The sequence below is a fragment of the Mesorhizobium kamtschaticum genome, assembly GCF_056174585.1.
On the sequence record NZ_CM149691.1, the window covers coordinates 2,546,301 to 2,560,008 of the forward strand.

At 64.4% G+C, this 13,708-nt stretch carries 14 protein-coding genes and 1 pseudogene; all 15 read right to left on the minus strand.

Going from position 1 to position 13,708, the window contains the following annotated elements; genetic code table 11:
* Window positions 1-124: 124 nt before the first annotated feature.
* Complete coding sequence (locus tag AC0V7N_RS12570) at window positions 125-1,468, minus strand: MotC family chemotaxis protein (protein WP_496627868.1); 1,344 nt, start codon at window positions 1,466-1,468, stop codon at window positions 125-127.
* The gene (locus AC0V7N_RS12575; RefSeq protein WP_475457864.1) at window positions 1,465-2,874 is read right to left on the minus strand and encodes a MotB family protein; all 1,410 of its coding nucleotides are present in this window, start codon (window positions 2,872-2,874) and stop codon (window positions 1,465-1,467) included. The genes AC0V7N_RS12570 and AC0V7N_RS12575 overlap by 4 nt, the downstream gene beginning before the upstream one ends.
* On the minus strand, window positions 2,871-3,491 hold the full coding sequence (locus AC0V7N_RS12580) for a hypothetical protein (protein ID WP_475457866.1): 621 nt from the start codon (window positions 3,489-3,491) through the stop codon (window positions 2,871-2,873). Before AC0V7N_RS12580 ends, AC0V7N_RS12575 begins: the two co-directional genes overlap by 4 nt.
* Window positions 3,492-3,494: 3 nt before the next feature.
* Window positions 3,495-5,080 (minus strand): annotated as a pseudogene (gene fliF / locus AC0V7N_RS12585) (flagellar basal-body MS-ring/collar protein FliF).
* Window positions 5,081-5,272: 192 nt separating this feature from the next.
* Window positions 5,273-6,343 (minus strand): flagellin N-terminal helical domain-containing protein, encoded by a 1,071-nt coding sequence (locus tag AC0V7N_RS12590; RefSeq protein ID WP_475457868.1) that lies wholly within the window; start codon window positions 6,341-6,343, stop codon window positions 5,273-5,275.
* 277 nt (window positions 6,344-6,620) lie between these two features.
* Window positions 6,621-7,613 (minus strand): flagellin N-terminal helical domain-containing protein, encoded by a 993-nt coding sequence (locus tag AC0V7N_RS12595; protein ID WP_475457871.1) that lies wholly within the window; start codon window positions 7,611-7,613, stop codon window positions 6,621-6,623.
* A 242-nt stretch (window positions 7,614-7,855) separates the two neighbouring features.
* Entirely contained in the window at window positions 7,856-8,587 is a 732-nt protein-coding gene (gene fliP / locus AC0V7N_RS12600; RefSeq protein ID WP_475457873.1) for a flagellar type III secretion system pore protein FliP, read from the minus strand.
* Entirely contained in the window at window positions 8,584-9,078 is a 495-nt protein-coding gene (locus AC0V7N_RS12605) for a flagellar basal body-associated FliL family protein (RefSeq protein ID WP_475457875.1), read from the minus strand. Before AC0V7N_RS12605 ends, fliP begins: the two co-directional genes overlap by 4 nt.
* A 20-nt stretch (window positions 9,079-9,098) precedes the next feature.
* Window positions 9,099-9,800 carry a flagellar basal body L-ring protein FlgH gene (flgH, locus tag AC0V7N_RS12610; RefSeq protein ID WP_475457877.1) on the minus strand — a complete coding sequence of 234 codons (702 nt, stop codon included), beginning with the start codon at window positions 9,798-9,800 and terminating at the stop codon, window positions 9,099-9,101.
* Complete coding sequence (locus tag AC0V7N_RS12615; RefSeq protein WP_475457879.1) at window positions 9,797-10,384, minus strand: MotE family protein; 588 nt, start codon at window positions 10,382-10,384, stop codon at window positions 9,797-9,799. Before AC0V7N_RS12615 ends, flgH begins: the two co-directional genes overlap by 4 nt.
* A 3-nt stretch (window positions 10,385-10,387) precedes the next feature.
* On the minus strand, window positions 10,388-11,629 hold the full coding sequence (locus AC0V7N_RS12620) for a flagellar basal body P-ring protein FlgI (protein ID WP_027045481.1): 1,242 nt from the start codon (window positions 11,627-11,629) through the stop codon (window positions 10,388-10,390).
* Complete coding sequence (gene flgA / locus AC0V7N_RS12625) at window positions 11,626-12,165, minus strand: flagellar basal body P-ring formation chaperone FlgA (protein WP_475457883.1); 540 nt, start codon at window positions 12,163-12,165, stop codon at window positions 11,626-11,628. Before flgA ends, AC0V7N_RS12620 begins: the two co-directional genes overlap by 4 nt.
* Window positions 12,166-12,171: 6 nt before the next feature.
* Window positions 12,172-12,960: a flagellar basal-body rod protein FlgG gene (flgG, locus tag AC0V7N_RS12630; protein ID WP_475457885.1), complete on the minus strand. Its 789-nt coding sequence runs from the start codon at window positions 12,958-12,960 to the stop codon at window positions 12,172-12,174.
* Between the two features lie 11 nt (window positions 12,961-12,971).
* A complete protein-coding gene (gene fliE, locus AC0V7N_RS12635; RefSeq protein ID WP_475457887.1) occupies window positions 12,972-13,295 on the minus strand; it encodes a flagellar hook-basal body complex protein FliE in 324 nt (107 codons plus the stop codon).
* Window positions 13,292-13,708: a flagellar basal body rod protein FlgC gene (gene flgC, locus AC0V7N_RS12640; protein WP_475457889.1), complete on the minus strand. Its 417-nt coding sequence runs from the start codon at window positions 13,706-13,708 to the stop codon at window positions 13,292-13,294. The genes fliE and flgC overlap by 4 nt, the downstream gene beginning before the upstream one ends.

Genomic DNA, 13,708 nt, shown 5'->3' on the forward strand with positions numbered 1-13,708 from the left:
GCCTGGCTTGCGCTGCCATGCACCATCCTGCCGAAACCGGCATCATCCTGCTTGCCGGGCGCGGCCGACTGCTCCGCCGTGCGCGCGGCGGTAAATCCTGGCAGGGCCGGTCCGAGGCTGGGGGTCATTTCGGGGCGGCTCCAAGCATCTGGTCGATCAGGTCGAGCTGTCGACGGGTTTTCATCATGGCGGCGTCGGTCGGATCGGTCGTGTCGGGACCGGCAGAGGTCGCCGGCGCGGATGCCGGCAGGACCGTCGCTGAACCGGCTGAAGGCGCCGGCGCGTTCGGCGCAGCGGCCGCTGGCCCGCCGGACGGCGGGGCGGCAGGCTGCTCGGAGACGGCACCCTCGACAGGCGGCAATCCAGCCTCGTCGGCGGCCTGCACGGCGGCGACTTCAGGTTTGGGCTGCGGTGCAGCGGCTGCGGGCGGCGCCACCATTTCACCAGCGATGGCCTGGGCGGCGTCGAGCAGGGCACGGTCACCGTCCGACAGCCTGCTGCGGTCGATCTTGCCGAGCTTGGCGCGTACATCCGCGGTCGTGTCCGAAGTCACGGTCGACAGGCTGGAATAGAGCAGCGCGCGCGGATCGCCTTGATTGGTGTTGCCGTCGCGACCCTGCTCTGCCCGTGCCGAGGCGAAGGCCGACAATTCGCTCAGGCCGTCGATCGCGGCGCGGCGGGCGATGCGCAGATAGATCACCTTCTCGCGCTCGGGATCCATCATCGCGGTGATATCGGCCAGCTTGTCTTGGCTGATCGACATGTGCAGCGTGATGACCCCGGAGACGAAGGAATCGGCGAACTGGCTGGCATAGGGCGAATAGAGATAGCGCTCGACATACTGGGTGGAGGCGAGCGCGAAACGCGCCGCATCGCCTTGCGTCACGGCAATGCCGACCGAGCGCCGCAGTGCCGACTCCTCGACCAGCGTGCCAGGGCTGAGCAGCTTGGCCTCGTCGAGCAACGTCAGCGCCGCCGCCGGGTCGTCCGTCGCCATCAGTGATCCTTTGACCAGGGCAAGAAAGGCGCCGAGGTCGCTAGGCAGCGTCATAGGATCGATTGGCTTCAGGACTTCGATAGCGCCGGCAGGCCGGCCGACCAGATAGTTTATAATGCCCTTCGCGATCACAAGGTCCTGGGCATCTATCGACGTGGCGCGAGACACTGCCGCCTCGACGGTAGCCGGATTGCCGCCGCTCATGCCGTAGACCAGCAGCGCGTGAAAATTCTTGGGGTCCTTGAAGTCCTCGGCATCCGCTTCGCGCAGGCGCGTATCGGTCATCTCGAGCAGCTTGGCCTGCATCGGCATCGCGGCGTGATCGCCGGCGGCAATGCGGTCCTGGACGAGCTGCAGCGAGCGCACCAGCTGGTAAGGCTGCAGCGTATCCTGGGCAAAGCCGACCGACGGATAGCCGGCTGCCAGCAGCAACAGGCCCATCAGCCGGCTGGTGACGGCCGCCCGCTTCATCCGCCGTTCGCCATCAGGATCTCGATGCGGCGGTTGGCCGCCGACAGGGGATCGGCCGGATCCTTCGGCTGGCGGTCGGCGAAGCCGGCGACCTCGGTGATGCGGCGTTCGTCGACGCCGCCGCGCACGAGCATGTAGTAGGCGGAATGCGCGCGCGCCGTCGACAGCCGCCAATTGTCGTAGCCGGCGCTGCGGAAGGGCCGTGCATCGGTGTGGCCGTTGATGCTGATGGTGCCTTTCTGGCTGTTGATGATGCGGCCGATCTTTTCCATCGCCAGCACCAGTTCGCGGCTCGGCACCGCCGATCCGACTTCGAACATGCCGAAGTCGAGCTGATCGGTGATCGAAATGACGACGCCCTTGTCGGTGGCTTCGACAGAGACGCCGTCGTGCAGCTTGTCGCCGGGCTTGAAGGCATCGGCCAGCTGCCGCTTGACGTCGGCAGCCGCCTTCACGGCAGCGGCGGTCGGCGGCTTTTGCCCGGCTTCAGGTGCGGTCGTCTCTTGAGCGGCGGCTGCGGCATCCGCCTTGGCGGCAGCCGCGGCCTTGCTGTCTCCAGCCTTGGTATCGGCAGGCTTGGCGCTGCTGGCCTTGGTTTCGCTGGCCTTGGTTTCGCCGACCTTCGTATCGCCCATCTTGGCCATCGCTGCTGCGGCGTCCTTGCCATCTCCGGCCAGGGGCTCGAGCGGTGCGTCCTTGACGGGCGGTGCGGGCGGCACGGCCTTGACCTTGGCGACCTGTGTTTCCGCGGCCTTGTCACCTGATTTGAGCGGGTCGCCCTCGATCTTGGGGCGCTGCGCACTCGCCTCGGCGGCGGGCGTGGCGACCTGCTGCGACCAGAAATCGGGCTCGAAGGGATCGCGGTAGGACGCGCCGCCCGAGGCGCCCGTCGCCGGACCGGCGCTCTGCGCGCCGCCATCGCCCTTCTGGCTGACATTCTGCATGACGCCGGTATCGGTGGCGATTTCCGAGAGCACGGCGTAAGGATCGGCGAAGAGATGATCGTCGGTTTGTTGCGGCCGCTGTGGGTCCTGCTTTTCCTGCTTGCGGTCGGATGAACCCGCCTCGCCATTGCCGCCCTGACCAGCCTTGGCTGTGGCCTTTTGCGGGTTTTGGGCGGTCGTGCCGATCGCGCTCGGCCCGTCGCCAAGGTCTTCCAGGCCCTTGCGGCTCGAATTGCGGTCGACCAGCTTTACCGGGTTGAAGTAGCTGGCGACGGCCGCCTTGGTCTGTTCGTTGGCGGCGTTTATCAGCCACATCACCAGGAAGAAGCACATCATGGCGGTCATGAAGTCGGCGAAGGCGATCTTCCAGACGCCGCCATGATGGGCTTCGTCGTGGTCGTCATGAGCCCGCCGCACGATGATGATCTCGTGCCTGCCGTGATCGGCCTCGGCGACACTCATGACAAGACCTCGGAAAGGGTTGCCGACCATTCGGCGATGCGTGTTTCGAACACGGCCTCGTCGATGGTTACCGTCAGGTCGAAGCCGGGCGCCTCGATGAAGTCGAGATTTGCAATGCGTGGTCCAAGCGATGCCTTCAGCGTTTCGAACAGCGACAGCGGCCCGCGCACGGCGATGCGCACCGCTTCGCCATCGCCGACGGCTTCGCGAACCGCGCCGGCAAGCGCCTCGAGCGAACGCTTCCGCAGGTCGTCGCTGACAACGCCGCCGATAATGCGGGCGACCGTGGCGGCGACGAGGTCCGTCACGCGCGTTTCCATGGCGTCGATGCGCAGCGAGACCGCCTTGCCGATATCGCCGCCGAAGCTTTCGAGAAAAATCCGCGCTTCCTCGGCATTCGCCTGGCGCTCCGCTTCCAGGGCCGCGTCATGGGCAGCGACAAGCCGTTCGGCCAGCGTTGCCTCCGCCTGGGCAACCGCCTCGGCGATCAGCGTGCCGATATCGGCCTTCGGTGCGGATGCTTCCGGTCTCTGTTCGGACGCGGCCTGAGGCTGGCTGACGCGCGGCGTGCGCGTACCGAAATCGGGGAGAAGATCGAAAAGGGCTGCGGAGGCCATGGTTTATGCCGCGACTTCCTGGGCGGCCCATTTGCGCAGGATCTGCGCGGTGCGCTCCTCATTGAGGTCGACCATGCGGGCAAGTCGCTCCTGTGGCGCCGGCCTGATCTTCTGGCGAAGATCGTCGAGCGCATTGGCACTGGACCGTGAGCTCGGCAAGGCGTTCATGGCGGCGCCCGCATCGGCGGAAGCGGCTGCCTCCGGTGTCGGCAGCGAACGCTGGACTTCATCGAAATTCGGACCCGACAAAGCGGGCGTCGCCTTCGCCGTCAGCGCCGCCGCCATCGGCCGCAGGCCGAAGAAGGCCACCAGGAAGACGACGACGATGAAAGCGCCGGCGTTGATCAGCGTGCCGGCGTGCTGGCCGATGGAATCCAGCATTCCAGCCTGCGGGATCGCCTCGCCGTCGAGCCCGTCGATGAATTCGACCGCCGAGACGTCGATGACGTCGCCGCGCTTGTCATCGAAGCCGGTGGCGGAACTGACCATCTTCTGGATCTCGGCGACGCGCTTGGCGATCTGCTCGGGGGTCGCGTCCTTGCCCAGGATCGCCTTCAGCCGGTCCTGGTTGACGACGACGGCGATCGACATCTTGGTGACGGTGTAGCCGTTGGAAACAGTGGCGATCTTCTTGGAGTTGATCTCGTAGTTGGTGATCTCTTCCTTGCGGTCGTTCGCCGAAGAGGTTTGCGGACCGTCTGTGCTGGTCGCCTGGGTCTCGGGCAGGTTCTGCTCGACGCTGGCCGGGTCGAAGCCTGCTTCTGGTTGCTGTTTTCATTGGCGCGCACCGACTGCACCGAGCGCTCGACACGTGAATTCGGATCGAAAATGGTTTCTTCCGTCTGGCGGGTGTCGGTGTTGACCTCGGCCTTGACGCTGGCGCGGAAATTGTCGGGGCCGAGATACGGCGCCAGCGCGCGGCGGATGTTGTCGCCGATCTGCGCCTCCACGGTCTGCTCGACGCCGAGCGTGCGGGCCGCACTGGTGTTGGAGGGATCATCGCCGGCGGCCAAGAGGTTGCCGTTGGAATCGAGCACCGTCACCTTGTCGGCCGACAGGCCAGGCACGGCGGCGGCGACGAGATGGCGGATCGACTGGGCACTTTTCTCGGCGTCGATGCCGGCATAGCGGATGACGACCGATGCCGAGGGCTGCTGTTCGTCGCGGCGGAAATTGGCACGCTCGGACATGACGATGTGAACGCGCGCCGCCTTGATGCCCGATATCGACTGGATGGTGCGGGCGATCTCGCCTTCCAGCGCACGCACGCGGGTGATCTGCTGCATGAACGAGGTCAGGCCCATAGCGCCGACATTGTCGAACAGCTCGTAGCCGGCATTGGCGCTGGTCGGCAGACCTTTTTCGGCAAGCAGCATGCGCGCCTGCGCCGTGGTGCCGGCCGGCACCAGCACGGAGGTTCCGTCGGCGCCGACGTCGAAGCCGATGCCGGCCTCGCCCAGCACCAGGCCGATCTGGTTCACGTCGGAACGATCGAGGCCGACATAGAGCGTGTCGTAGGCCGGGCGGTTGAGGTAGACCGAGGCGATGCCGATGACGCCCATCACCAGAACGGCGATGCCCGCCAGCATGGCGAGGCGCTTCACTCCAAAACCGCGGAGGTTAGAGATGATGCTCTGGATCTGTTCCGGCACGATAGAGCGACTCCCAGCATGATTGTCCGCCGGAACACTAGCCCTCGAAGCTTGTGCGAAAATGAAATCGGGCCGCGCTTGCGGCGCGGCCCGTGAATTGGAGGTAGGTATCTGTCAGTTACGGCTGAATTAGCCGTTCTTGAACAGCGACAGGATCGACTGCGACGAGCTGTTGGCGATCGACAGCGACTGGATGCCGAGCTGCTGCTGCACCTGCAGCGCCTGCAGGCGGGTCGATTCCTTGTTCATGTCGGCATCGACGAGCTGGCCGACGCCGCGGTCGATGGAGTCCATCAGGCTCTGCGTGAAGGTCTTCTGCAGGTCGATGCTGCTCTTGGCGGCGCCGAGGATGGTGGCCTGGTCGGTCAGCTGGCTCATGACCTTGTCGATCTTGCCGATCATCTGGGTGATGATGTCGTCGGTCACGCCGGCCGCCGTAATGTCGAGATTGAAGGCGGAAACGTTGTCGATCTTGGCAACCGTCGCCCCCGCCGCCGTCTGGCCAGCGGCGTTGGCGGCGATGTCAGTGCCGTTGGCGGCGAGCGTGGCCGCATAGGCGGTATCGTACAGGTTCTGGGCCGCCGCTGTCGCGTATACGGATGTCTTGCGGTCGAGCGTGCCCTGGTTCTTGACGGCGGTGGAGAGACCGGAATCGAACAGTTTCGTGCTCTCGACATCGATGTCGATCGTGCCGAGCGAGATGGCGCCGGACGAGGAGCGGTTGAAGGAGGAGACGATCTTGGCGTCGGGCTGGACGCCGTCATTGGCGGCAGTGACCTGCGTTGACGTCACCGAAAGGAAATTCGAACCCGAGAAGGTGGCAGCATCGGCAAAGGACTTCATCTGCGCCTGGAGTGCCGTGATTTCGGTTTGCGTCTTTGCCTTGGCGGCGTCCGTCTGGCCAACGGTGGAAAGCAGCTTGGTCTTGATCTGGCCGATGCTCGTCAGCACATTGTTCATGCCTGTGTAGGCGGTGTCGACTTTCGAAGCGCCGAGGCCGAGCGCGTCCTGCACGGTCGAAAGCGCCTGGTTGTCGGAGCGCATCGTGGTGGCGATCGACCAGTAGGCAGCGTTATCGGAGGCCTGGGAGACCCTGTAGCCCGTGGAAATCCGGGCCTGCGTCTGTTCGAGCGATTTGTTGGTGGCGTTGAGGCTTTGAAGTGCAGTCAACGCCGCAGCGTTTGTCATGATGCTCGCCAAGAAACTCGCTCCTTTTTCCTAGGCCGGTCTTTCTCAAAAACCGGCGTTGCCCTCGCGAGCCGCTGGCCCGCCCATCGATTGCCGTCGTCCCGACCGGGCCGATTCGCCAATCCGTTGTAAGCTATGGTTAACCATGACTAGCTTGTTATGGTTAACGGCCTGTTAAAGGCTCGCTTTCGAGGGTTAAGAAACGAGGGTTGCGTGGGGCTGGAGCAAACGCAAAACGGGCCGCGCTTTTGGCGCGGCCCGTTTGCTAGCTGTAACCGGTTGAGCGCGATCAGCCGCGGAAGAGCGACAGGATCGACTGCGACGAGCCGTTGGCGATCGACAGCGCCTGGACGCCGAGCTGCTGCTGGACCTGCAGGGCCTGGAGGCGAGTCGATTCCTTGTTCATGTCGGCATCGACGAGCTGGCCAACGCCGCGATCGATGGAGTCCATCAGGCTCGAGGTGAAGGTCTTCTGCAGGTCGATCGAGCTCTTGGCGGCGCCGAGCTTGGTGGCGGCGGTCGTCATGTCCTTGAGCGCGGCGTCGACAACCGTCATCATCTGCGAGATCTGGCTATCGCTGGCGGCAGTGGTGCCCGAGAAGATGGACAGGCTGGCGACCGAATAGGTGTCGGTGGCCGCAGCGGCAGCACCCAGGGTCGGAGTCGAAGCCGTGGCAGTCTCGGCGCCGGAGATGCCGAGACGATTGGCGTCCAGGATGCCCTTCGAGGTCGCGGCGGTGCCGGCTTCATACAGCTTGATGCTTTCCACGTTGACGTCGATCGTCGAGATCGAAACTGCGCCGGCGGAGGTGCGGTTGAAGGCTGAAACGACCTTGACGTCCGCAGCGGTGGTGGCCGTCGCGCCGCTGTTTACCGACAGCATGTTGGTGCCGGAGAAGGTGGCGCCGTCGGCGTAGCTCTTCAGCTGTGCCTGAAGGGCGGCGATTTCGACCTGGGTCTTTTCCTTGGCGGCGTCGGTCTGACCGTAGGAGCCGGTCAGCTTCTGCTGGATCGAGTTGATGGTGGTGATCGCGCTGTTCATGCCGGTGTAGGCGGTGTCGACCTTCGAAGCGCCGAGGCCGAGCGAGTCCGAAACGGTGGACATGGCCTGGTTGTCGGAGCGCATGGTGGTGGCGATCGACCAGTAGGCAGCGTTGTCCGAAGCCTGGGAAACGCGATAACCCGTGGAGATGCGGGCCTGGGTGGTGGAGAGGTTGTTCTGGGTGGCGTTAAGGCTCTGCAGGGCCGTCAATGCGGCGCTGTTCGTCATGATACTGGACATGGCTACTCGTACCTTGTTTTTACAGGTGTTTTTTGCATACCGGATTGTCCGGTATGACGGAGCGGCATCATGCCAATGACCGTTGCGTTTGGGTCACCCGCCATCTGCGAGCGACTATGGCGGCGAGTTCCTACCAAAGACCTAAACTGGACGGTTAAGCAAAAATAATTGGAGAAAAAATCGACGCCTCGCGCACTGCGCGGCCCTTGCGGCAGTCGACGCTTTGCGCCGAGACGGCGAGGTCAGTTGAAGGATCGCACCAGGCTGCCGACGAGCAGATTCCAGCCGTCGATCAGGACGAAGAACAGGATCTTGAACGGCAGCGACACCACGGTGGGCGGCAGCATCATCATGCCCATCGCCATGGTGATGGTGGCGACGATCAGGTCGATGACCAGGAAGGGCAGCACGATCAGGAAGCCGATCTCGAAGCCGCGGCGGATCTCGGAGATCATGAAGGCGGGCACCAGGATGCGCAGGTCGACCGTCTCTTTGGCAACGACCTGGCCGCGCTCGCGGGCAAGATCGGCGAAGAGGTCGAAATCCTTGTCGCGCACATTGTGCAGCATGAAGGTGCGGAACGGATCCGAGATCTTCTCGAAGGCCACGGTCTGGCTGATCTGGTTGTCCATCAGCGGCTTGACGCCGGTGTTCCAGGCCTGATCGAAGGTCGGCGCCATGACATAGAAGGTCATGAACAGCGACAGCGAAATCAGGATGAGGTTTGCCGGCGTCGACTGCAGGCCGATGCCGGCGCGCAGGATCGAGAAGGCGATGACGAAACGGGTGAAGCTCGTCACCATGATCAGCAGCCCCGGCGCCACCGACAGAACGGTCAGCAGGCCGAACATCTGGATGATGTAGCCCACGGTGGTGCCGTCGGCCTTGCCGATGCCGCCCAGGTCCAGCTGCTGAGCCGCCGCGATCGATGTGGCGGCGCCGATCAGCGCCGCGGCGAGAAGGAACTTCTTCATTCGAGCAGCAATGTCCTGATGAGAACCTGTTTGGCGTGTCCCTGGCTGCGGATCGAGGCGCGTTCCTCGAGATCGGCTTTCAGGTGTTGGTAACCGCTGGCGCCCTCGACCTGATGCATCTTCAGCGTGCGCACGAAGGCCAGAAGATCCTGATGGATGTCCTCGGCCATCGCCGGCGGCTGCGGCGCGTCGTAGACCACGGATACTTCCATCCTGATCCAGGTGTCGGCGGGCGAGGCTATGTTGGTTGTGATCGGCGCCAGCACGACGAGCGTCGGCCCCGTGCCTGGCTGTTGCGCGGCGGCGGGCTCGGCAACCTTGCCCTCATTTTCAGGCGCAGCCGGCACCGATGACGGTGCGCCGACGCCCTTGAGATAGCCGCCGGACATCCAGCCCATGCCGATTGCGGCGGCCGTCACCACGAGCAGCATGGCGCCCTGGACGACAAGGGAAGGACCCTTGCGAGGCTGAACCTGTTCGACATTGGCCATGGTGCTTGGTTCTCCAATCCCTAGAACGGAAGAACCTGGTCGAGGACCTGCTGGCCGTAGGCGGGCTGCTGGATCTCGGTGATGCGGCCGCGTCCGCCGTAGGAGATGCGGGCCTCGGCGATGCGCTCGTAGGGGATCGTGTTCTCGCCGCCGATATCGGCGGGCCTGACGATGCCGGCGATGGTCAGCACCCGCAGTTCGGCGTTGACGCGCACTTCCTGCGAGCCCCTGATCATCAGGTTGCCGTTGGGCAGGACGTCGGTGACGATGGCGGCGACATTGAGTTCGAGGGTCTCCGATCGCTTGATCTCGCCATTGGCCGTAGTGTCGGTGGTGGAGTTGAGAGCGCCAGAACCCTTGCCTGCGGTGCTTAGCTTGTCCCACTGCGCGCTGATGTCGTAACCGAGCTTGCGGTCGGCGGAGCGGCTGCGGTCATTCTGGTTCTTGAAATTGGCCCTGTCGTTGATCGAGATCTTGACAGTGAGAATGTCGCCTTGCGACAGCGCCCGCGGGTCGGTGAACAGCCGGCTCTGGCGGTCGTTCCACAGCGAGAATTTCCTTACCGGTGCTGTTGGTGGTTCCGGATAAAGCGAGCCAGTGGTGCCGTCGCTCACGCCGGAGCCGACAGGCGACAGAGCCGGTTCCTTGCCGACTTGGCGCAGGTCCGTGCCACAGCCCGACAGCATCGCGACCGCGCACAAGATGAGCGTTTTGCGGATCATGACGGATCTACCCTTCGGGCTGCGCTGGCCATGATGCCGGTGAGCGTCGCCGCCGCCTTCTGGTCCATTTCGTTGAGAATGACGCTGGCCTTGCGTGAATCGAGCTTCATCAGGATGGCCGCGGCCAGGTCGGCGTTGACGATTGCCAGTCGCTCGGCCGCCGCATCCGGCTTCATGCCGGCATAGATCTTGACGACGCCATCCTCGGCCCGGGCCAGGAAGACCTCGCGCCGCTTTAGCCAGGTCTCGTATTCGGCTTTCTTTGCGTCCAGCGCTTTCATGCGCTCGTCGATGCCGGCCTGCAGTTGCTTCAGCTCCTCGGCCTGCAAGGCATACCGGCGGTCGCGGGCGGCGTCGGCGATGTTGGAGCAGAAGCGTTCGATCTCGCTCTGGTCCGGCGCCTTTTCCCGCGTCAATTGCTGCGGTGCCACCGCGGGCTGCGCTCCAGGCAGAACCTGGCGAACGACATCCTCACCGTGAGCGCCGCCACTGGCAACCGACACGGCCGCGATTGCCATGGCCGCTAACAGGATTGCGCGGGAGCGACGTCTTTCATGAGAAGAGGGGGAGAGGATCATCGGCATCGCCTATTGGAGAACCAGATCGGCTTGCAGGGCGCCGGCCGACTTGATGCCTTGCAGGATGGCAATGATGCCGTCCGGCTTGACGCCGAGACGGTTGAGGCCGGAGACAAGGGTTTGCAGGTCGGGCCCGTCAAGCACGGCGACGCGGCCATTGGGCCGGCTGGCGTCGATGGCGGTGAACGGCTCGACGGCGGTTTCGCCTTTCGAGAAAGGCTCGGGCTGAACGACGCGCGGCGCTTCGGTGATGCGCACCGTCAGCGTGCCGTGGCTGATGGCGACGCGCGAGATCTTGACGTCGTTGCCGATGACGATGGTGCCGGTACGCTCGTCGATGACGACGCGGGCCGGCGTATCGGATTCGACCACCAGGTTTTCGATCTCGGCATAGAAACGCGCGGCCGAAACGCCCTTCGGTCTTCTGATCTGCACGGTGCGGGAATCACGCTCGCCCGCCACGCGCATGCCGAAGCGCTGGCTGGTATAGTCGTTGATCGCGTCGGCGATGCGGATGGCGGTCGAGAAATCGGGATTGCGCAACTGCAGCGTCAGCGTCGACTGGTCGTCGAATTCCGCTTTCACCTGCCGCTCGACGATCGCGCCGTTCGGCACCCGGCCGGCGGTCGGGACACCCTGCGTCAACTGCTGGGCTTGACCCTGCGCGATGAAGCCGGAAACGATGACCGCGCCCTGGCCGACGGCATAGATTTCGCCGTCTGCCGCCTTCAGCGGCGTCATGATCAGCGTGCCGCCGGCAAGCGAGGTGGCGTCGCCCATCGAGGAGACGTCGATGTCGATACGGGCGCCCGATTGCACATAGGGCGGCATATTGGCGGTGACGATGACAGCGGCGACATTCTTGGCGCGCGCGCTGCCGCCTTCGGTGGCGATGCCGAGATTTTCCAGCATGGCGCGGATCGACTGTTCGGTGAACGGCGAATTGCGCAGACTGTCGCCTGACCCGGCGAGCCCGATGACAAGACCGTAGCCGACCAACTGGTTGTCGCGCGAACTCTGCAGCTGGGCGATGTCCTTGATGCGCGAGGCGACCTGGCCGGGCGGCAGCGAGCTCGGCCCGGGCGAAACGCGGAACATGCGGGTGGTTGTCGCCGGATCATATTCGGGATCGTTGTCGACGCCGCCGTTCCTGGCGGCGAGTTCGCGCTTGGCCTTGGGCGTCAGGCCGTCGGCCAGCGCCGGCTGCAGGCCGAGCGTGGCCGCGAGCAGAAGGGCAAGCGGGCGCATCATGAAGCGCTGACCTGGATGGTTCCGTCGGCCATCACGGTGCCGGAGAGGATCTTGCCGCTGTCGCTGTTGCGAACCTTGATGAGGTCGCCGGCCGAACCCGGCTGCAAGGTCACTGCGGTCGCCGATATCGTCAGTCCGCCGGCGATGAAGAAGACCTGAACGGCAGCACCCTGTTCGACCAGCCAGGCTTCGCGGATGGCGGCTGACGGAATGTAGCGGCCGGGCAGCAACGTGCGCTTGGCGATCTTGCCTTGAAGCTCCTCGGAGCGCGTCGCCATGGCGTCGGGCTTGTGCTTGCCCGGGATGAGGGTCACCTGCTTCAGGGCGGCAAGCTCGATGGTCTCGCCGGGATAGATGACACGGTTGGGGATCAGCACGACTTCGCCGACAGGCTGATTGCTGGCGATCTGCGTTGCCGATTGGCCAGTTGTGGATTGGCTTGTCAATTCCTGGGCAAAAGCCGGCACGCCGCCGGCTACCAGCGCAAGGATGAGCGTGGTGCGGCGGAATGCGGAGCAGGAGATCGGCATGGCCATCGTCCCTTACCTGATGTTCTTGGAGACAACCGAGGCCATGTCGTCGGCGGCCTGGATCACCTTGGAGTTCATCTCATAGGCGCGCTGCGCCGAGATCAGTTCGGTGATTTCCTTGACCGGGTCGACGTTGGACGCCTCGAGATAGCCTTGCTGGATGGTGGCGAAGCCGGGATCGCCGGGAACGCCGACATTGGCCGGGCCGGAAGCCGCCGTTTCCTGGAAGAGGTTGTCGCCGAGCGGTGCGAGCCCCGCCTCGTTGGCGAAGTTGGCGATCTGGAGCTGGCCGAGGCTTTGGAGGGCGGTCTGGCCGTCGATGCGGGCGAAGACCTGGCCGGTCTTGTTGACGATCACCTCGACCGCATTGGTCGGCACGGTGATGGCCGGAATGACGCTGGCGCCGTCCACCGTCACCAGCTGGCCGGTGGCGTTGGTGTTGAAGGCGCCGGCGCGGCTGTAGAGCGTGCCGCCGTCGGCGCCCTCGATCTGGAACCAGCCCCTGCCGGTCAGCGCCATGTCGAAACTGTTGCCGGTGCTGGTCAGTTCGCCCTGGGTGTGCACGTTGCGCACGGCCGTCGTCTTGACGCCAAGGCCGATCGAAACGCCCTCCGGCACCAGCGAGGCGTTGGAGCGGTTGGGCACGCCTTGCGTGCGGTCGACCTGGTAGAGCAGGTCGGAGAATTCGGCGCGCGCGCGCTTGTAGCCGGTGGTGTTGATGTTGGCGATGTTGTTGGCGATGACTTCCAGATTTGTCTGCTGGGCATTCATGCCGGTGGCGGCGATGGCAAGTGCTTTCATGCCCTAACTCCTCAAATACCCATTCGACTGACTTCGAGATAGGCCGAAACGACCTTGTCGCGGATGGCGACGGCGGTCTGAAGCGCCTGCTGGGCGCTCATCACGGCATCGACCACCTGACGGGTGTCGGCATCGCCCTTGAGCGCCTGCAGCGACACCTGCTCGGCGTTCTGCAGCGTGTTGACGGTCTTGGAGGCCGCCTGGCTCACCGCTTCGGCGAAGGAGGTGCCGAGATTGCCGGCTGTCGCCGGCGCGACGCCGCCCTGAAGCAGGTCGGTCGCCATATCGCCCAGCCCGGGCTTCAGGTTAAGCGCGCCGATGCCATTCACGATCATTGGTTCCTCATCAGGTCGATGGTCATTGAAATGAGGTCGCGCGCCTGCTTCACGACTTGCAGGTTGGCCTCGTAGGAGCGGTTGGCCTCGGTCATGTCGGCCATTTCGATCAGCACGTTGACGTTGGGCATCTTGACGTAGCCCTTCTCGTCGGCGGCCTCGTTGCCGGGCTGGAATTCGACGGGAAAATCACTCGGATCGCGGTCGATCGAGTTCACTTCAACCGTCGAGCTGCCGGAGGTCCGGTCAAGCTCTGAGACGAAGCTGATGGTCTTGCGGCGATAGGGGTTGGCGCCGGGCGTGGTGCCGGTCGACTGGGCATTGGCGAGATTTTCAGAAACCACGCGCAGACGCTCGGACTGGGCGCCGAGGCCGGATGCTGCGACTTTCAGGGCTGCGGTCAGCGCGTCCAT